The sequence below is a fragment of the Martinezella sp. CNPSo 3890 genome (genome assembly GCF_057784455.1).
On the sequence record NZ_JBXSOR010000001.1, the window covers coordinates 845,005 to 865,653 of the forward strand.

The following is a 20,649-nucleotide window of genomic DNA, read 5'->3' on the forward strand; positions in this document are numbered from 1 at the left end:
TCAGCTTGCAATCGTTTCCGGCAGTCCGGGCGCGGTTGGTTTCATCGCCTGACGCACATAGTGGTCGAAAATCAAATCCTCTTCGAGCATGAGCTCGGCAATATGCAATGAACGCAACCTTGTCGCAACGTCTTCAAGGGTGCTGTGTCTGGGTGGCAATGGAAAATCGTCAACCGAAATCCCGATGAGCTCGCTGAGCGCCTGTTGAAAATAAAGATTGTCCGTATCGAAACCGACAATTGCAAAGCGCGAGAGAAGATCGATGGCGCTGGCGACATCGGCACGTGTCACCGTCTGTTCCGGTATGGTCGTGGCCAATTGGCGGGTGACCGGAGATACGAGAACGTTTCTGACGCTCTGAGGCGCCTTCTTCAGGGCCGTCTTGAGAGAGGCTTCGTTTTCAAGGCTTACCTCGGCAAAATGCTCCGCAGCAGGCGCCAGGATGATCTTGTCGCGATCGCCGAAGAAGGAAATCTGAGTTTTCGCCATCCGTTTCAGAAGGAATATCCGCAGAGCAAGTTCGTAATAGGGATCGGTAAGCAGAACGATGGCCTTGAATCCCTTGTCGAGAAACTCTTCGTAATTGCGCATCAACAGCCGGCCGCTAAGATAGATTGACTGGATGGCGTTCAGATGAAAGGCCTGAAGGGTCGTTTCGTGACCGAAGCGCTCAACGGATGAAAGCTCGTATTGAAAATTGCGGCCGCAATAGTAGTCGAATTTGACCATTGGCAGCAGCTGTGTCTCGAGCCTTACAATCTTTAACGGAATCGTGTTCGATACCTGAGGCCGGCGGTAGATCAGTAGCCCCGACTTGGCGTCATGGATCATCAGCGACGTACGCTCAGCCAGATCCGGAATGATCGCCGTATCGAGCTTGAACCCAACGTGGCCGTTTTCATGCCGCCCTGCATCGATGACCGCCTGTTTGACTTGATCGCAAGGCAATATCATCAACTCGCTATTGGCATCGGACACCCTAATATATGCTTTCTCAGAAAAGCCGTCGGGAACCAGATAGCCTTCAAGCAAATCGCCCCGATCATATTCGATACTAAAGAGCATGGATGTTTTCCGGCATTTCCATGTGTTGCAGGCTGCAGTCCAATCAGCCACCGAAACACTTCAATTATTTGCAAATCGGTGATGTGTTCAACCCGCCAATATCATCCATAGGGATTGCACAGTATACAAATCTTTTCCCATGTATTGCACACAGATAACACAACGCTAATTGCACCCATGCTGGCCTACATCGGAGCCACTAGGAAGACACTGGCAGAATACTTTAGGTTTCGTCGAAATTGGATATCGGAAACATCTTCAATCTTAAGCGTAGACATCCCATAATTAGTTCATTTTTCTGGGATTGTGATCATGAAGCGCTCGGCATGTTCCCACACTACCACATTGATTTCTTGTTCGGCGACCAACAACCAGTCGATGTCCTTAGACCATAAAAATACAACGGTTTCGAAAATTGCTGAAAGGACATATGTGACACCTTCAGTAAAGGAATAGCTATCGCCAAATACTGCGATCCGCCGCTTATCCGGTGCGTTTTCGTTTTGCAACTTATAATAAGCGCCAGTGAAGCGACCCGTACGCTCGGGCTTTTCATTATATTCTTTTCTAACGCCGTTCTGATCGAGACGTAACGTATCTTCGGTGATCGATGTGTTGAAGAAATGAATCGATAGATCTCGGGGTCTATTGCACCGTGTAACCGCAAATTTAAGTTGCTCAAAGGGAGGCGTGCCGCCGATTTCCCGCAGCAGTGCTTGCATGGCAATGCAGCATCCAAAGGTACTCCAATGTGAATCGTGACGCGAATAGACTGGTGCGATCGCTTCCGCTTGGCGCAATTCCTGTTCTGGGTAGAGCAAGCTCGCATCCTGCCTCAGGCTTGCGAGCAGCCGACGCACCGGCCGCGCTGTGCCTACTAGTCTAGAATCGGTTCCCGGCCAACGCTTGTGAGAAAGCAGTACTTGCTTCTCGGGGATAACGAAATTGACGAGTTGAACTTTCTCGTGTTCCGCTCGCTTTCGACGCATCTTGAGAAGCTTTTCCCATTTCCTTGCCCAACCCAGATCGAGTCGCACCTTCCCGAGAAACTGCTTTTCCCATTCGTTTGCACCGTCGCCGATAAACAGGTAGCTGTCCGAGCCGACGATCGCGACATTATTGGCGGTTGCCACACCATAGTTCAGGAGATCAACAGGGTTCTCTTTGCGATTTGCTTCGATATAGGTTTCGCAGTAGGCAATGCTCGCTAGGTTGAGGAACGTAGGCTCATCCACATTCGGCAATGCAGAGACGCCATTAAGATCAAGCTGCGGCAGGAGGGCGTTGATAGCATTTTGATGAGCCGGTTTGCCCTGTTCGTACTGATCGAAGATTTCGATGGGACTTTTCGAGGCTTTCTTTTGTGAACGCTTTGAAAAACCAAGCATTAATATATGACCTTTATTTCCATCGGCATCCCGCCGATCCGGAGAGTTACGATATCGCTCTCAGCTGTCGTGCCGCAGCTCCCAAGCCGTTTCTCACTCCCGAGTGTATTTTGCGGCACTTGTATGGGCCGATGGACAATCCAAGATTGTCGGCACTGTCTCGCTGGTGGGTAGAAATTTAGCAAGCTCCGATTGTCGTGGTTTGTCGTTTTTGGCGCAAGTTGCGGGTTTGAACTCGATTCCTTTATAAGCGATACCAGTTTCATGGAAAGCCGCATAAATACGATTCAGCGAAACTTAGAGCGCGTCCATTGAAGCCGGAATCGAATTGAGGATTCCTTTGTCTGTCGATTTCTGATTCCATTGCCCGACTGGTGATTTGGTCGGAGACAATATGACCCGCGCTTTCAGCGATGATCTTCGCAGCCGCGTTCTGGCTGCGTCGCGTGATGGGATGTCGGCGCGATCGGCGGCGGCCCGGTTCGGTGTGGGCATTTCGACGGCCATCGCCTGGATTGCCAGTGCGCGGCAGGGCCAGTTGACGCCTGCCAAACAGGGTCGGCGCGGCGGTTCTCGTCTGGATGCCCACGCGGATTTTATCGTCGGCATGATCGAGGCGGAAAAGGACATCATCCTTAACGAGATGGTCCTGCGCCTGGCCGAAGAGAAGACGATTTCCATAGGACGTAGCGCTCTCGATGTCTGGCTGCGAAAGCGCGGCTGGACGTTCAAAAAAAGACCCCACATGCATTGGAGCAGGAGCGTTCCGACCTGTCGAAGCGTCGTCGCGACTGGTTCGATGGTCAACTCGATCTCGATCCTGCGCGGCTTGTCTTTATAGACGAGACTGGTTTGAGCACGAAAATGTCCCGGTTGCGCGGACGGTCTATTTGCGGGGAACGTTGTCGTGCTGCGATCCCGCATGGGCATTGGAAGACGACGACCTTTACCGGTGTGCTGAGGCTATCGGGGATGACCGCGCCTATGGTGCTCGACGGCGCAATGAATGGCACAGCGTTCCGAGCCTATGTCGAACAGGTTCTCGTGCCAACGCTGATACCCGGCGACATTATCGTGATGGACAACCTGTCTGCGCATAAAGCCGAAGGCGTGCGGCAGGCTATTGAAGAAGCCGGTTGCCAGCTATTCTACCTCCTACCCTATAGCCCGGACTTCAACCCCGTCGAAAAGGCCTTCTCCAAGCTCAAAGCCCTCCTGCGAGCCAGAGCAAAGCGCACCGTCGAAGCACTATGGGACACCGTCGGCAAGATCGTCACGCTCTTCAAATCCCAAGAGAGCGCCAACTACTTCGCGGCATGCGGATATGACCCCGAGTAAAATGGACGCGCTCTGGTGTAGTTGATGAGATGGCTCCCCTGTTCATGCCGTTACTTAACGGCTCCTTTTTATTTTTCAGAAAATTTTAATTTTAAACCGCAAATAATACTCGTCCAAATTGCTTTAATCGCTTTTGCCTCTTATAAACTCGGTCCGATGGGGCGCTTCTTTAAACCCGGGTGTGTTCAGATGATCGCACCTGATATTTTTGATTGTATTCCCGGCGTTTGGGCTTGTTGACGCGCGCCCGTTATGCTTTTCAAGGCGTCGATAGATTTGATGCATTCTATGTCGATGTATGCCATCAGGTAATCACGGCAGCTAATTGGTTTGAGGGTTTCAATTGTTTCGTATTGGCGCCGTACTTTGTTGCGTGGTTCTGGCGGGATGTAATTCCGTTTCGAGCGAAGGTCCGCTGGCTGGCGCTATTGTAAAAGATGCCGGTCAATCCAGTGTTGAATTAGGTCGCAGGAATGCCGCAGTTTTCGACATTGTCGACATCGACAGCCGCAGTGCGCGCCTGGTTTCCGACTATGTTTCCTCCACCCTCAATCGCCGTTTTGGCATGGGCGGTGGCGTCGGTCCGGTCGTTATCGGTGTCGGCGACGCATTGAAGGTCACGATTTTCGAAGCTGGTGCCGATGGCCTGTTTTCGACGGCGCAATCGAAGCAGGTATCGCTCGATATCGTCGTGCAGCCGGACGGCACGGCGGCAATCCCTTATGCCGGCTCGGTTCGATTCGCGGGCAAGACGCTTGACCAGGCTCGCAAGGCGATCCTGGCGGCGCTGGCTACAAAGGCCGTCGAGCCGGATGTCATCGTGACGAGCATGGGTACGCCGTCGCGCACCGTTACGGTTTCGGGCGCCGTTGGCCGTCCTTCCATGGTGCCGCTGGATCTGACCAGGGAAAAGATCACCGAAGTCATCGCCAAGGCCGGTGGCCCCTCGACGCAACCCTATGAAACCTATGTTACGCTGGTTCGCGGCAGCAAGACCGGCACGGTTCTGCTGAAGTCGATCATCGAGCATCCTTCGGAAGATATCTATGTACAGCCGGGCGACCAGATTTTCCTCGTCCGCGATCCGCGAACCTTCACCTTGCTCGGCTCTGTTCGTGGAGACGGCCGTATCGAGTTCGGGGCGAACGATCTGAATCTGCTCGAGGCTGTTGCCCTCGGTCATGGCGCGATCGACGATTCGAGCAATGCCAAGGGCTTCTTCCTGTTCCGCTACGAAGAGCCTGAAATCGCGAAGATTCTGCTCGGCCCCGCCCGTTTCCAGGAACTGCTGCGCAAGGGAATGGTGCCGGATGCCAAGGGACGCTATCCGATCGTTTATCGGTTCGATATGTCCAATCCCGACAGCCTGATCGTAGGGCAGACCTTCCCGGTCAAGAGCCGCGACGTCATCTATGTGTCGCGCCATCCTTCCGTCGACATCAGGAAGTTCTTGAATCTTATCGGTACGCCGCTAGGCATCGCGTCCCAGGGAGCAGCAACAGCGGTGAATCTGGGGCAGTAATCCTGGAAAAATGAAGGAGCGGCGGTGCCATCTGGTCTCCCTGTGTTCCTATTCGTCGGCGGATGCCGACATCTGTATGATTGTGACGGATCGTGCCTTGTCGGCAACGGAAATTCATCGCGAACTGACTTGTCGAAAACGCGACAATCGTCGCAAGCAATAGCTGCGATCTTCGACTTGGATTGAAGGGTGTAAGAGATCGCATATTGCATCGGTTGTTGCGCTGCCGCATAGTGGTTGCACACGCAAATTTTTTGTCGATAACAACCACAGATAATAACGTGCGCAGCTAATATTGAATTTAGCAGTTTGGTGCACTTCTTCGAGTATTGCTGAGAGAACATGACAGTTGAAATTATCGGACGCGCAAGCGTTGCCCCAGGGGCGAGTTCGATTGAAGAACTGCAGCTTGTCCTCAAGGAGGGGCGTTGTACCGTAAGCCGCATACCAGAGGAGCGCTGGGATCTTGCGCGCTTTTGGCATCCGGCTGTTGGTATTCAAGGGAAGACTTACAGTTTTGCAGCTGGCGTCTTCGAGAATGTCTACGCCTTCGATCCAGCGGTTTTCGGCCTTTCCCAGCGCGAAGCGATGCAGATGGATCCGCAGCAGCGCGTTCTTCTGAATATAGTCTGGCGCGCTTTGGAAGATGCAAACTTGCCGCTCGATGGATTCGAGGGGCAGCGCGTCGGCGTCTATGTCGGGGCATCCTCCCTTGAATATGGCAATCTGACGCTGGAAGACCCCGCCTCGGGCAGCCCGTATTTCATGACGGGCAACACGCTTTCCATCGTTTCCAACCGCATCTCGCACATATTCGGATTGCGCGGACCGAGCATGACGATCGACACGGCCTGTTCGTCGTCGCTGGTCGCCCTCGATCAGGCGGTGAAGGCGCTGGAGAGCGGCGAGATCGATACGGCAATCGTCGGCGGCATCAATATCCTGCTCAACCCCATGTCCTTCGTAGGGTTTGCGCAGGCACGCATGCTCTCCCCAGAGGGCCTCTGCCGCGCGTATGACGATAATGGCCGCGGCTATGTCCGTGCAGAGGGCGGTGCGGCGATCATATTGCGCCGGACGGACGTTGCGCTTCGCGAGAAGGACCGCAGCTATGCCAGGATCCATGCTGTAGGCGTCAATTCCTCGGGACGCACCAACGGCATTTCCATGCCGTCCCGCGAGGCGCAGGCCGCCTTGCTTCAGTCGATCTATGAGGGGCACAATATCGACGTCAACCGCATCGCTTTCATCGAGGGCCATGGAACGGGAACGAAGGTTGGCGACCCCGCCGAAATATGGGCGATCGGTGAAGTCATAGGCCACAATCGGCGGGCGCCGGTGCCGATCGGCTCGATCAAGACCAATATCGGCCATACCGAACCCGCATCCGGCCTTTTCGGGCTGTTGAAGGCAGTGATTGCGCTTGAGAATAATTTCCTTCCGGCTTCGCTGCATTTCGATCATCCGAATGAGTCCATCGACTTCGAGGGATTGAACGTTCGGGTCAACACATCAACGATCGAGCTTCTTCCGGCCAAGCAGGCACGCTTTGCCGGGATCAATTCCTTCGGCTTCGGCGGAACGAACGCTCACGTTGTCATCAGCGATCCCGATCCGATCGCGCCGCCGGAGCCGCCAATCCGAGGGGAGGGGATCGTTTTTGCCGTCAGCGCTCATACGGCGTCCGCTCTTTCGACGCTGCTCGAAGACTACAGGACCCGTCTTGAAACCGCCGAACCCAAGGAGGCTCGTCAGATCGTTGCTTCCGCTGCTGCCAATCGCGAACCCATGCGTCATCGTTTTGCTGCCCGCGCAAAGGACAGCGCGGCCGTGCTTGCCGCGATCGATGCGCATCTTGCAGGCAGAAATTCAGTCGGCGAAGCGGGCGAAGCTCCGGCGCAGGCCGCCAAGATCGCCTTCGTCTTTTCCGGCAACGGCTCGCAATGGGCGGGAATGGGTGTCGGCGCCTATCAGGAAAACCGCCATTTCCGGCAATGCTTCCAATCCTTCAGCGCGCTCTTTGAATATTATCTCGGCGAGAAGCTGACCGATGTGCTCGTCGCTTCCGACCTTGCCGCACGCCTGGCCGATACCAAGATCGCGCAGCCGCTGTTGTTTGCAATCCAGGCTTCTCTTTCGGATTGTCTATGGTCCATGGGGGTCAAGCCCGATGCGGTCTTCGGCCATTCGGTCGGCGAAATCGCAGCCGCTTATGCCGCCAAGGCGCTGACGGCTGCCGAAGCGGTTGCAATCGTCGCCAAGCGCTCGCTGCATCAGGATCTCCTCGCCGGCGAGGGCAAGATGGCTGCCGTGGTGCTTGGCGAGGATGCCGCACTGGCCTTTGCGAAATCCAGGGGTCTCGACAATATCTGTATCGCGGCGATCAATGCTCCGAATTCGGTAACGATCTCCGGTCCGGCCGATGAGATAGAAGCCTACAGGGACGCTGCTCGCAAATCCCAGATCGTCGCGCATGTTCTCGATATCAATTATCCGTTCCATCATCCGATCATCGACCGCGCCAAAGAGGCTTTTTTCGCGGACCTGCCCGATCTCGCACCGGATAGCGGCACGGGGATCTTCATTTCGACGGTAACAGGCGAACTGCGCGACGGGCGCCTGCTGGACACGCAATATTGGTGGCGCAATGTTCGCGATCCTGTGCTCTTCAAGGCGGGTTGTCAGGCCGCGATGGCAATGGGATGCAACCTCTTCATCGAGATTTCGCCGCGACCGATTCTGTCGAACTATGTGGCGGAGATTGCCAAACAGGCATCGGTTCAGGTCATTGCGATACCGACCTTGCTACGGGAAGCGCCTGTTGCCGACCATGATCCGGTTTCGCAATCATTTGCGCGGGCAGTCGCCAATGGAGCACCTGCGCTGCGTGCCCGCGGCAGTGCCACCCGCAACGCCTTCGTCAAACTGCCGTCTCTGCCTTTCGAGCCGGTGGAGCTTCGCACGCCTCCGACGACGGACGAGATCGATATCTTCGGTCGGGATCGCAAGAGCCCATATACGCTGCTCGGTTGGCGCGCCGATCTTAATGGTTCGAATTGGAAGAACCATCTCGATGCCCGTCTCTTCCCGGACCTTGCTGAACATGTGGTCGACGGCAAGGCTATCATGCCAGGTAGTGGTTTCGTCGAGATCGCAGTAACGGCGGCGCAACGCTATTACGGGACGGATGAGGTTGAAATCGGCAATCTCGAAATCATCCGGCCGCTGGAATTGTCTCAAGATCGAATGGTCGAGCTGTCGACCGTCCTGTCGCCTGAGACCGGAGATATCGAGATCCGGTCGCGCGAACGCCTGAGCCATGACGAATGGACGGTTCACGTGGTTGGACGTTGCCGCAAGCCGCTGGCCGGCGAGGGATACAGCGGATCCCTCGAGCGATCGGGCACAGAGCGCAAATCGACGCTGACCTCCGACGTGACCTACGAAACGGCGGATCGTTTCGGATTGCATTATGGCCCGCATTTCCAGCTTCTGTCGAAAGCCGTGGCATTCGGTCATCATGTGATCGAAGTGGATCTGAAACCGGCTGCCCCGCCGTCTCATCCGTTCGCCAGCTATAATCTCAACCCCATGTCGATCGATGCGGCGTTTCACGGACTCGTCGCATTGTTCGATCAATTCTCCGGCGACGAAACCGGTGCTCCCTATATTCCCGTTCATTTCGGCACCGTGAGAGTTTTCGGCAAGGGAAGGCCGATCGTCAAAGCCGTTATCGAGATCGAGCGGTTCAGCGCGAATTCGATCAAGGCCCGTTTCACCCTGTTCGATGCAGATGCCATGCCGGTCGTCGTTCTTGACGATAGCCGTTTCCGCCGCACACAGCTGCGCCGCAGGGCAACGCTGGATTCCGTCGCTTTTCATTACGAGGGCGTGCCTTCGGCTCTTTTCGCCGGCGAAGACAGAACCGGCACCGGCACACGGCGAATTTCATCATACGGCAGCTCCGATGGGAACCACGCACTCAACAATGCAAGTCTTCTTCTTGATGCCGCGATCTATCGGGCCTGCCATGATATCGCGCTGAAGGTCGCGGACCGCAACGGTACCGTCGCATTCTCCGGCCTTCCCGGTGATCCCGAGTTCAGGTCTTTCCTCGTCAATTGCCTCTACATTTTGGAGGACGCCGGCATCGCGGAGACGGGAGACGGCAGGTGGCATGTTCCCCTGGAGCCGACGCTGCCGCCGGTGGCGGAGCTGCTGCAGGAAATCTATCGCGAGGACGCCGGGCGCGTGGCCGAGAGTGTCCTCGTTGGCGATGCCTATCGCGAGACGCTCGAGCATCTGGCGACGATACGCCCGCATGTGCTGGGGCGAGAGCCTGCGGCCCAGGGCGCAAATATGCCGGGTGGGGCGACGCTGGAGCATGTGCTTGTACATTCTCCGTTGAGCCAGAGACGGCTTTCGATGCTGGCAGAGGCATTGGCTTCCTCCATCGAGGCCAATGACGGGCCGATCGGGCACGTTCTTGAGGTCGGCTCGATATCGGTTGCGTTCAGTCGAAAGCTGGCAACGATCGCCGCAGCCTCAGGTGCATGTCTCGTGATCGCTGAGCCGCGCGAGCAAGCCCGTCGAGCATTGGAGATCGCCTTTGAGCGTGACGCGCATGTTATCGTTGCCGATCCTGTCAGGCTGACGGATCACCGTGTCGCCGACATCGTGGTCGTCTCCGGCGATCAGAGCCAGCATCTGATGCGCCACAATGATGAGATCAAGCGGATGGTCCGGTCGGTCGCCGCCAGCGGCGCGCAGCTGCTGCTCGTCGATCGCGCACCGAGCGCCTTCAATGATTTCGTCTTCGGTCTTTCCGAAAGCTGGTTTGCCGATAGCCAGTCGCCGGAATTCCCGGTCGGACGGCTCGGTACGCCCCAGCAGATTGCCGATCTCCTCGGAACTCTGGGCTTTGCCAAGCCTCTGATCCAGGAACAGACTTTCCCCGAAGGCGCGCTGATTACGGTGTCGGCTGTCTCCGAGCGGCAGCCGGCAGAGGATATTGTTGCGGAAGCCGTCGATTCGATCCTGATCTTATCGGAGCAAGGCCGGAAGGGTCTCGGCAAGCTGGGCAAGAATATAACGATCATCGATCTCGACGCATCGTCTCCGGATATTGTCGACGCTCTCGATGCCATTGACCCGGCTACGCGCCGCGTCGTTTATCTTGCGGATATGAAGCGCGGCGATGCAGCGGAACTCTCGTTGTCACGTCTCTCCGCCTTCACGCAATTGGCGAACCTGCTGTCCCAGCACGCCGATGGAGCACGGCCTCGAATGGTCATCGTGGCGCCTGGCGGCTCTCCGCTGTCGGCTGGCTCTCTCGATGGTGCCAATGCGGGCCTGTGGGCTTTCGGACGCGTCCTGCAGAATGAATATGATGCCTTTGACGTGCACCTGCTGGATGCCGATATGGCTGGCAGTCGAGCGCTATTGGTGGTCGATACCCTGATGGTCGCGGAAACGGACAATAGGGAATGGTTCCTGGATCGCGCGACCGGAAGGATCCGGGAAGTCCGAGCTGTGGCTGGTCCCTTCGATGCCATCGAAGCGAGCCGCAGTGATTTCACAGCAGCAACGATCCGCCAGCATGTGAGCGGGCGTCTGGACAGCGTAGCCTGGGAGGAGGCGAGTCTTCCCGTGCCCGACGGGGGCGAAGTTGTCGTCTCCGTCGAAGCCACCGGCCTCAATTTTCGGGATGTCATGTGGTCTATGGGCGTTCTGCCCGAGGAAGCATTGGAAGACGGCTTTGCCGGTGCCACGATCGGCATGGAATTCGCCGGACGAATTCTTGCCGTGGGCGATGCGGTCGATGATCTCAAGCCGGGCGATAAGGTGATGGGGATCGGGCCTGCAGCATTCTCGACTCATGTGCGTGTCCATCGCGATGGCGTGACAAAGCTGCCGGAGCAGATGGAAACCGTTGCTGCCGCCACTGTGCCGGTTGCTTTTCTGACCGCCTATTACGCGATGGTCGAGCTTGGACGCATTCAGCCTGACGAGACCATCCTGATCCATGGAGCTGCCGGCGGCGTCGGTCTGGCTGCACTCCAGATCGCCAAGCACAGGGGAGCGAAGGTGATCGCCACGGCCGGCACAGTCGAGAAGCGCGGCTTCCTTGAAATGCTCGGCGCCGATCACGTGCTTGATTCCCGCTCTCTGGATTTCGTTTCCGGCGTGCGGCGGCTTACGGGCGGCGAGGGTGTCGATCTCGTTCTGAATTCGCTCTTTTCGGAAGCGATGGAACGGAGCATCGAGCTGGTCAAGCCTTTTGGCCGTTTCCTGGAGCTTGGCAAGCGTGATTATTACGCCGACCGCAAGATCGGCCTGCGTCCATTCCGGCGCAATGTCAGCTATTTCGGTATCGATGCCGATCAGCTTCTGGTCAATGTACCCGACCTGACACGGCGTATATTCAGGGAGATCGGTCAGCTTTTCGCCGAAGAAAAGCTGACGCCGCTGCCGTATCGCGCCTTCGCTTTTGACGAGATCGGCAACGCTTTCCGGTTGATGCAGAATGCCGGCCATATCGGCAAGATCGTGGTGCGCCCGCCTGTTGCGCGTGTTGACAGCGTCTTGCGAGCGCCTGCGAAATCTCTGCGCTTCGATGCCGGAGGCGTTTTTCTCGTTGCGGGCGGCATTGGCGGCTTCGGCCTATCCGCCGCCGATTGGCTTGTTTCCAGGGGTGCGCGCCGCATAGCTCTGTGCTCGCGCCGAGGCATTGCCAATGCGGAAACGAAAAAGGCGATAGCCGATTGGGCCAGGCGAGATGTCGTGACGACGCTGCATGCCTGCGATATCACCGATGCTGCCGCGGTTGAGACGCTGCTTGCCTCGCTTCGCTCCGAAGGAGCGCTGAAGGGTGTCGTTCATGCCGCCATGGTTCTGGACGACGCACTGCTCGCCAACCTGACGCCGGAGCGCAATCGTCCCGTTCTCGAGGTCAAGATCCGCGGTGCGGAAAATCTGGATCGCCTGACGCGAGATGACAGGCTGGAACTCTTCCTGCTGTTCTCCTCGGCAACGACCATGCTCGGCAATCCCGGCCAGGCGAATTATGTGATGGCAAACGGCTACTTGGAGGGCCTGGCGCGTGCGCGCCGTGCTGCCGGTAAGCCCGCGCTCGCCGTCGGTTTCGGCGCCATCGCCGACAAGGGCTTCCTTGCCCGCAATATCGAGGTCAATGATCTCCTTTCCAAGCGCATCGGCAAGGCTGCGCTGAAGGCACGCGATGCTCTGGAGCAGGTGGAGCGTTATATGCTGGCGGATAGAGGCGCGATCGATGCAGCGGCGGTCATGATCGCCGAGATCGATTGGAATGCCGTGCGCCTGCTGCCGATCTCAGGCCGGTCGCTGTTCGAGCCGCTGATGCGCCATGCAGGCAGTCATCAGGTCTTCAACGAGGGAGACAACGTCGATCTCAGGGAGCTGATCAGGGGGAAGTCGGAAGGGGAGGCTCAGGCCGCACTGCATGCGCTCATCGCTGCGGAGATTGCCGCCATCTTGCGCGTGACGGAAGACACGGTCACGCCTGACAAGGTGTTGAAGGATATCGGGCTCGATAGCCTGATGGCCATGGAGCTGGGCATGAGCTTCCAGCAGAAGACCGGCTTCGATATTCCTCTGAGCGGCGTAGGCGAGGGTACCACCGTGGGCGATGTCGTCAGCCGCTTGCGTGATCGTGTCATGAATCGCAATGGTGATGATGGTAATGGCGACGCAGCGGGTGATGACGGCGTGGTCGAGCGTCTGGCGCGCAGCCATGCCTCAGACCAGGAAAAAAGGGCCGTCCAGTGACCACGTATGATGCCGATGATGGCAATCCGGCGGAGCGGAAGAAGAGCAAGCTGCTCGAACAGATGCGCCGAGTTGGCGAATCCTCCGGCCGCAATCGGACCGAACGGCTGAACCGGCAACCGCAGGCACAGCCGCGCCAGGTGACGCGCTTCGAGGATCTGCCGGAATACAAGCGCGTCGCAACGCAGCGCATTGCGGGGGAGTTGCTTGGCGTTGCCAATCCCTTCTACCGATCGCATGATGCCGCTGCGGGCGCGACGACGCGCATCGGCGGGCGCGAGTTCGTCAATTTTGCTTCTTATGACTATCTGGCGACCAATACCGATCCGCATGTCGCCGCACGCGCGAAAGAAGCGATCGATCGCTTCGGAATTTCGGCGTCGGCAAGTCGCCTCGTGGCAGGAGAGCGGCCTGGTCACGTCGAGCTCGAGCGCAGGCTCGCCGCAGTCTATGGCGTCGATGCCGCCGTCTGCTTTGTCAGCGGCTACCTGACCAATGTTGCCGCGATCGGCTGCCTGATGGGGCCGCAGGATCTCGTGATCCACGACGAATTCATTCATAACAGTGCGCTTGCCGGCATCAAGCTTTCCGGCGCTGCTCGCCGGCTGTTTCAGCATAATGATGTCGACAGCCTCGAAAATATCCTGAAGACGATCTCATCGGATTTTCGGCGTGTCCTCGTCATCGTCGAAGGCATCTATTCCATGGATGGCGATATTGCCGATCTGCCGGCCCTGCTGGAATTGAGGGCGCGCTACGGTTTTTGGCTGATGGTCGACGAAGCGCATGCGCTTGGCATTCTGGGCAAGACGGGCCGCGGCACGTTCGAGCATTTCGATCTCGATCCGCGTGATGTCGATATCTGGATGGGCACGCTGTCGAAGACGACCTCCAGCTGTGGCGGCTATATTGCCGGCAGCAGCGCACTTGCCGATATTTTAAAAGCGGAAGCCGGCGGTTTCGTCTATAGCGTCGGTCTCTCACCGGTTCTCGCCGCCGCCGCCATTGCTGGCCTCGATATCCTCAAATCCGAGCCGGAGCGAACCGAACGCCTCAGGCGTAACGGCCATCTTTTTCTCGAAGAAGCAGAGGCGGCGGGCCTCGATACCGGCCTCAGCATGGGCCATTCGGTGGTGCCCGTGATCGTCGGCGATTCGCTTCGTGCGGCGCAGCTTTCGAACGACCTGCTCGCCGAAGGCATCAATGTGCTGCCTATCATCCATCCGGCGGTGCCGGAAGGCATGGCGCGGCTCCGCTTCTTCATCACCTGCAATCACACCGAGGAACAGATCCGGCGGGCGGTCGCGCTCACGGCCGAAAAACTCAAGAGTTTGGAGGACCGCAATTTCGGTCTTGCCTCGCTGGATATGGACAAGATGATGCAGCTGCTGCCCCTGGCTCAGGCTCCAGGCGGCTCATAAGTTCGGGGCGGTCGTCTCATGCACGTTATCGTCACGGGAGGTTCAAGCGGAATTGGTCTGGCGGTAGCGAAGCTTTATGCGGCCAGGGGCGCTCGAGTTTCGCTTCTTGCCCGCGATGTGGGGCGGCTCGAAGCGGCGCGCGCCGAAATCGCAGCGCTTCCCGGTGTCGACGGCGCCTTCATCCGGGCGGCTTCCGCTGATGTGGCCTCGGCCGAACAGGCCGCGGAGGCGGTAAAGCTTTGCGAGGCGTCCTTCGGTCCGTGTGATATCCTCATAACTTCTGCGGGCATCGTCGAGCCTCGCGCCTTCGATGCGATGCCGGCATCGGTTTTCGATGAGCAGATCTCCATCAATGTCCTCGGGACGGCCAATGCGGTTCGCGCTGTTTATAAAGGCATGAAGAGCCGGCGCAACGGCCGGATCATGATGATCTCTTCGGGCGCTGCCTTGATCGGTATCTTCGGCTACACCGCCTATTGCGCATCCAAATCTGCGTTGGAGGGTTTTGCCGAAGCTTTGAGTGCCGAGGCTGGTGCTTCGGGCGTAAAGATTTCGATCTGTTTTCCGCCCGATACGATGACGCCGCAATATCGCCGGGAAATCTCGCTCAGGCCTCGCGAGGCGAAGGTGGTGATGGGGGCCGTCAAACCGTGGAGCGCGGAGGCGGTCGCGGCAAAAATCGTCCACGGACTGGATCGCGGCAAGCGGAGAATCCATTTCGGATTTTCGCTGACGGCGCTTGCATTTTTCGGACCATTGATAAAACCGCCGCTGCTATGGTGGTTTTCGCGCACGACGCGAAAAATATTTGGTGGGGAGGGGGCGCGCGGTCTTGCCGATACGGCCGAGCAACGCTTTGATAGTGATAAGTAATACGAAACAACTACCGGTGTTGCGCTGTCGGTGAAACACGTGCAAGAGAAGGTAAGTCAGGGAATTGGCGGCCCGTTCCTCGCGGATATGAGAATGTCATAGAGGCGGCGGGCATTTGGATGGCGCAATCTTGAAGCTTCATGATTTTCCAGTTCTTTTGACGCTCGCCTGCTTCGCGTTTTCCTGCGTCATCGTCCTGCTGACTGATCCTTTCGCAATGCCGGCTGCCGTCACCGCCGAGAATCGCCCGAAAAGAAGCTGGCGGCGGGTAGCCTGCGACTGGGCGGCGAGGATTCCGGTTATCATATTGATCTATGTCGCCTTCTTCGCCATTTCGTGGCGCCCGCTCTACAGCACGCAGGCTGTCATCAGCTTCTTCGTCATCTTCACGGGCATATCGAGGGCGAAGTTCGAGTTTATCCGCGAGCCTCTGGTTTTTTCGGACATCGCGCTCGTCGTAGATGTCTTCAAATACAAGGAGATCTTCTACGCGACTTCGCTGAACATCGTCTTCTGGATCATCGCCTTCGCTTATGTTTTCGGCCTCAGCGGCCTCTACATGTATCTCGAGCCGTCGGTTTTGCCTTCGTCGAACCAATTGCTGTGGGTCATGTTGATGTTGGTGGTCGCCTTCGCGCCATGGCTCGCGCTGTTCAGCAGGGTCGTCAGCGAACCGGTCTGCCGTTTCACACAGAAGTTTCTCGGCAGGGTTGATGTGAAGATCGATACGGTGCGGTTTGGCACATTCGCTTCCGTCGTCTTTCATTTCGTCATCTGGGTTGGTGTCCGGCGCGAGGCGATCGTCTCGGAATTGTCCGGGCGCTTCATGTCGGCGCTTCAGGAGCTTTGGGACCATGGTGAAGACGAACCGCTCATCGTCGTCTGGCAATCCGAATCCTTCATCGACCTCAGACATTTTGGCGTCGACAATATCAAGCTTCCCAATCTCGACCGCCTGCGCGAGCAGGCCGCGCAATGGGGCCGCATGACCAGCGTCTTCGAGGGTGGTTATACGCTGCGAACCGAATTTGCCGTCCTGAGCGGGCTACTGCCCGAAAATGTGCATATCGATGCCAGCTACCCCTATCTGCGCGCCAGCCACTATAAGGATGTGGTCTGGCCGGCGCGGCTGAAGAAGGCGGGCTGGAAGACGCAGTTCATCCATCCCTACGACAAGACATTCTTCCTTCGCCACAAGGCATTGCCGCAGCTCGGCTTCGACCGGATGATGATGCTGGACGAGTTTGATCACAATCCTGAACGCGATGGACCCTATGTCAGCGATCTCTCGCTGACCAAGAGTGTGATTCGGACGATCGACGACGATGGCGTGGGCAAAAATTTCCTCTTTGTCGCATCCATGGCGAATCATGGCCCCTGGGAGCCGGGCCGCTGCGGCGACCTCGTCAATCCGGTGGATATCTATGGCGAGCTTCTGATGCGCGCCGATCATGCGCTCGGCAATCTCGCCCATCACCTCGACAGGCTGGATCGCCCGGTCTGGCTGCTCTTCTATGGTGATCATGCGCCCTTGCTGAAAGCTTTTGCCGATCCTTTCCCCGATCCGCGCACCGATTACGTCATCGTTCCGCTAGGCCGCGCGCGCGCCCATTCGCAAAGGCCGCAGCCACCGCAGGAAGAGGCGCCCTGGAATCTGATCGGCACATTGCTGCACTATGCCGGGCTTGCCACCGAGGTCGCGGAATGATGCCCAGTGGGGAAGGGGTCACGCGCCCGCGCATCTTCCTCTTCCTGCAAGGCCCATCCTCGCCTTTGTTCGTTGAGACTGCCAGGATATTGGAAAAGGCTGGCGGCCGCTGCATCCGCATCAACTTGAATGCCGGGGATTGGATTTCTTGGCGCTGCCGCGGCGCCTCCAATTATCGCGGCGGTTTTGCCGGATGGCGCGCCTATGTCAGGCAGCGAATCGAGGCCGAGAACGTCACCGACCTGATCCTGCACGGCGAGGAGCGCCCCTACCATAAGGTTGCCATCGAGGAGGCGCGGCGTGCCGGCGTCACCGTCAATGTCGTCGAAATGGGATATTTGCGGCCTGACTGGGTGACGCTCGAGCGAGATGGCCTCTCCTCCAATTCGCACTTTCCGGCCGATCCTGCCCATATATTGAAAGCAGCGTCCAAGCTGCCGGAACCGGATTGGAAACGCCGCTACAATCAAACTTTCCTGGCGGAAGCCCTTTATGATCTCGCCTATTATCTCCCGACTGTCTTTCTGTGGTTCCTCTATCCAGGCTATCGGCGGCACGGGCTCTACCATCCCGTAATGGAATACGCCGGCTGGCTGAGGAAACTTCCTTTCAGGGGCAGGAGGGCACGAGAGGCAGAGGGTGTGATCAAGGATCTGATTGCCGCCGGCAAGCGCTTCTTCGTCTATCCGCTACAGCTTCAGACCGATTTTCAGTTGCGAGCGCACTCGCCCTTCCATCAGCAGCAGGATGCTATCCGGTTGATTCTTCGTTCCTTCGCGGAGAATGCGGCATCCGACGCGCATCTCGTCCTCAAGCTGCATCCGCTCGATCACGGGCTGGTGGATTGGCACGCCTATGTTGACCGCATCGGCGCCTCATGCGGATTGTCGGCTCGCATTCATCTGATCGACGGTGGCAGTCTTGACCGGCTGATTGCCGCCAGCCAGGGCATGGTAACGGTCAACTCGACGGCGGCGCTTTCAGCGCTGCAGGCGGGAAAGCCGGTCAAAACGCTGGGAGTGGCGATCTACGATATCGATGGTTTGAGCGATCAAGGTAGCCTGGATCGATTCTGGTGGGAGCCGATACCGCCGTCGCCGGAGCTATGCAGCGCATTTTTTCGCCTGCTGGCCGCGACGGTACAGGTACGTGGCAACTTTTGCTCGCGTGAGGGCGCGCGCGCCGCCGCCGCGCAGATCGCGGGGAGACTGCTGTCGCGGACGGTCAACCTGCCGGATGCCTACATCGAGCCGCCGCCAAGGCAGCGACCGATGAAATTTCATGTGCCGTAATGAAGGCGCAATGGGATGGAAGAGGAATTGTTGCCCCTGCGAGGGTCTTCAGGCTGAAATTGACAACGAGGCCACTTACATGTGGACTGACACGGAACTCAGCGCAGCGATTCGACATTGGGAATGAATGTGGATAACGGTTTGCCGGGAGCAAACGCGATGGATGACAGCAAGATGGAACGATTCATGTTGAAGGAGCTGCTTGTTATCATAGCAGCCCTCGTGCTTGTTTCCGTCGTGCTTCTGGCCGTCATCATTCTCGGCAACTACTGAGCCATAGGTGTCGGCGCACAAAGGCGCTCATCGTGATTGCTGCCTACAGCCGCAGATCATTCAAACTGACAATCAAACATGTGAAGAATGGTGGGCGATGAGAGACTCGAACTCCCGACATCCTCGGTGTAAACGAGGCGCTCTACCAACTGAGCTAATCGCCCTTCTGCGAAGCGGGTCATTGGCCCGCCGCGTTCGGTGGCCGTGATCTATGCGGAACGACGACAAACCGCAAGAGTGTTTGTGAAGATTTTTTGATTTTTTTGAATTTTACACCTCTCCGGCCGTCGTCATCCACATGAGTAGATGTGAGGCTTGCTGGATTGCTCCTGTGCATATCAGGCGCGAATGAAATGCGTGGAGCGGGAACCTGCCATGTTAAATCGCCGGAACGGAAAGTTGCGGGCGAGCTTGTCCAAAACAATTCGCACTCTGTCATCGATTTGTATTCAAACCTGCTTGACACCCAAACACGAACCCCGTAGTTAGCCGCTCATCGAACGGCGAGGGCCGCTTTGATGGGTGCGGAAGCATCTGGAATGCTTGAAATGAAATGCGGGTGTAGCTCAGTCGGTTAGAGTGCCGGCCTGTCACGCCGGAGGTCGCGGGTTCGAGCCCCGTCACTCGCGCCATTTCAAGGCAAATTTCGGATCTGCACCGGCTGAAAGGCCAAACAATGCGCGGGTGTAGCTCAGTCGGTTAGAGTGCCGGCCTGTCACGCCGGAGGTCGCGGGTTCGAGCCCCGTCACTCGCGCCATTCTCTCCAAGCCATTACAATCAAACATCAATTTATTGCGATTGCGAAGAAGCCTTTTCGCGCCAGCGCTGATTTGTCGCGTTGCCGTCGCAACACATTGATATCTACCGCTCGATAGTACCCTAACAGACAGATTCAAAAGGCTTGCGCGCGCGCTCCGCCTGCGCTAACCACGGCTCTGTTGCAACGCTCTTTCGCTTGCTGGGCATTTGCTCAGATGCGCCGCCCCGGCGCTGATCGCAAGCAGGGATGGACATGATGACTGGACTGCTCAGTTCCTATATTCCGATAGCGATTTTCATTGGTATTGCCGTGGTAATCGGCCTGGCGCTGTTGATCACGCCGTTCGCCGTCGCCTTCAAGGCGCCCGACTCGGAAAAGCTGTCGGCTTACGAATGCGGCTTCAATGCATTCGATGACGCCCGCATGAAGTTCGATATCCGCTTCTATCTCGTATCGATTCTCTTCATCATCTTCGATCTGGAAGTCGCCTTCCTTTTCCCGTGGGCCGTATCCTTCGGCGCCATCGGCTGGTTCGGGTTCTGGTCGATGATGGTGTTCCTCGCGGTGCTGACCATCGGCTTTATCTATGAATGGAAGAAGGGAGCCCTGGAATGGGAGTAGCCCCAAGCAACACGACGCTCGTGGCGCCACAGCCGAAGGGGATCATCGATCCCGCAACCGGCCGGCCGGTCGGCAGCAACGATCCGTTCTTCGGCGAAATCAACAACGAGCTCGCCGACAAGGGTTTTCTGGTCACCTCCACCGATGAGCTGATCAACTGGGCCCGTACCGGTTCCTTGATGTGGATGACTTTCGGACTTGCCTGCTGCGCTGTCGAGATGATGCAGGTTTCCATGCCGCGTTATGACGTGGAGCGCTTCGGTTTTGCGCCGCGCGCGTCGCCGCGCCAGTCCGACGTCATGATCGTCGCCGGCACGCTCACCAACAAGATGGCGCCCGCGCTTCGCAAGGTCTATGACCAGATGCCTGAGCCGCGTTACGTCATTTCGATGGGTTCCTGCGCCAATGGCGGCGGCTACTATCACTATTCCTACTCCGTCGTTCGCGGATGCGACCGTGTCGTTCCGATCGACATCTATATTCCGGGCTGTCCTCCCACGGCGGAGGCACTGCTTTACGGCGTGCTTCTGCTGCAGAAGAAGATCCGGCGCACTGGCACGATCGAACGGTAAGGCAGGGGAC

The 20,649-nt window shown here is 57.5% G+C and carries 11 protein-coding genes and 3 tRNA genes; 11 read left to right on the forward strand and 3 right to left on the reverse strand.

What is annotated here, in order from left to right; all coding sequences use genetic code 11:
* The gene (locus AC13RC_RS04155; RefSeq protein ID WP_488556563.1) at nt 1-1,065 is read right to left on the reverse strand and encodes a hypothetical protein; all 1,065 of its coding nucleotides are present in this window, start codon (nt 1,063-1,065) and stop codon (nt 1-3) included.
* 290 nt (nt 1,066-1,355) lie between these two features.
* Nucleotides 1,356-2,453 (reverse strand): alginate O-acetyltransferase AlgX-related protein, encoded by a 1,098-nt coding sequence (locus AC13RC_RS04160; protein WP_488556564.1) that lies wholly within the window; start codon nt 2,451-2,453, stop codon nt 1,356-1,358.
* A gap of 394 nt (nt 2,454-2,847) precedes the next feature.
* On the opposite strand from AC13RC_RS04160, the gene AC13RC_RS04165 reads away from it, so the two are divergent.
* The 7 genes from AC13RC_RS04165 to AC13RC_RS04195 all read left to right on the forward strand — a co-directional run bounded on the left by AC13RC_RS04165 (nt 2,848) and on the right by AC13RC_RS04195 (nt 18,413).
* A protein-coding gene (locus AC13RC_RS04165; protein WP_488556565.1) for an IS630 family transposase occupies nt 2,848-3,791 on the forward strand; the annotation gives its coding sequence in 2 pieces (ribosomal slippage) (nt 2,848-3,184 and nt 3,184-3,791; 945 coding nt in all).
* Nucleotides 3,792-4,134: 343 nt separating this feature from the next.
* Nucleotides 4,135-5,313, forward strand: coding sequence for a polysaccharide biosynthesis/export family protein (locus AC13RC_RS04170; RefSeq protein ID WP_488556566.1), 1,179 nt, complete (start codon nt 4,135-4,137; stop codon nt 5,311-5,313).
* 342 nt (nt 5,314-5,655) lie between these two features.
* Nucleotides 5,656-13,119 (forward strand): beta-ketoacyl synthase N-terminal-like domain-containing protein, encoded by a 7,464-nt coding sequence (locus AC13RC_RS04175; RefSeq protein WP_488556567.1) that lies wholly within the window; start codon nt 5,656-5,658, stop codon nt 13,117-13,119.
* Nucleotides 13,120-13,181: 62 nt separating this feature from the next.
* Nucleotides 13,182-14,540, forward strand: a complete 1,359-nt coding sequence (locus tag AC13RC_RS04180; protein WP_246661079.1) for an aminotransferase class I/II-fold pyridoxal phosphate-dependent enzyme — start codon at nt 13,182-13,184, stop codon at nt 14,538-14,540.
* 18 nt (nt 14,541-14,558) lie between these two features.
* Nucleotides 14,559-15,413, forward strand: coding sequence for an SDR family oxidoreductase (locus tag AC13RC_RS04185; protein WP_488556568.1), 855 nt, complete (start codon nt 14,559-14,561; stop codon nt 15,411-15,413).
* 130 nt (nt 15,414-15,543) lie between these two features.
* Nucleotides 15,544-17,121, forward strand: coding sequence for an LTA synthase family protein (locus tag AC13RC_RS04190; protein ID WP_145320404.1), 1,578 nt, complete (start codon nt 15,544-15,546; stop codon nt 17,119-17,121).
* On the forward strand, nt 17,118-18,413 hold the full coding sequence (locus AC13RC_RS04195; RefSeq protein WP_488556569.1) for a capsule polysaccharide biogenesis protein: 1,296 nt from the start codon (nt 17,118-17,120) through the stop codon (nt 18,411-18,413). The genes AC13RC_RS04190 and AC13RC_RS04195 overlap by 4 nt, the downstream gene beginning before the upstream one ends.
* Nucleotides 18,414-18,774: 361 nt before the next feature.
* Here AC13RC_RS04195 and AC13RC_RS04200 read toward each other — a convergent pair.
* A tRNA-Val gene (locus tag AC13RC_RS04200) sits at nt 18,775-18,850 on the reverse strand.
* A 391-nt stretch (nt 18,851-19,241) separates the two neighbouring features.
* Here AC13RC_RS04200 and AC13RC_RS04205 point away from each other — a divergent pair.
* From AC13RC_RS04205 to AC13RC_RS04220, 4 genes are all read left to right on the forward strand, one after another.
* Nucleotides 19,242-19,318: transfer RNA gene (locus AC13RC_RS04205), tRNA-Asp, on the forward strand.
* 48 nt (nt 19,319-19,366) lie between these two features.
* Nucleotides 19,367-19,443 (forward strand) — tRNA-Asp (locus tag AC13RC_RS04210).
* Nucleotides 19,444-19,701: 258 nt separating this feature from the next.
* Entirely contained in the window at nt 19,702-20,067 is a 366-nt protein-coding gene (locus AC13RC_RS04215) for an NADH-quinone oxidoreductase subunit A (protein ID WP_028754004.1), read from the forward strand.
* Nucleotides 20,058-20,639, forward strand: coding sequence for a NuoB/complex I 20 kDa subunit family protein (locus AC13RC_RS04220; protein ID WP_015339504.1), 582 nt, complete (start codon nt 20,058-20,060; stop codon nt 20,637-20,639). The genes AC13RC_RS04215 and AC13RC_RS04220 overlap by 10 nt, the downstream gene beginning before the upstream one ends.
* The last annotated feature ends 10 nt before the right edge of the window (nt 20,640-20,649 follow it).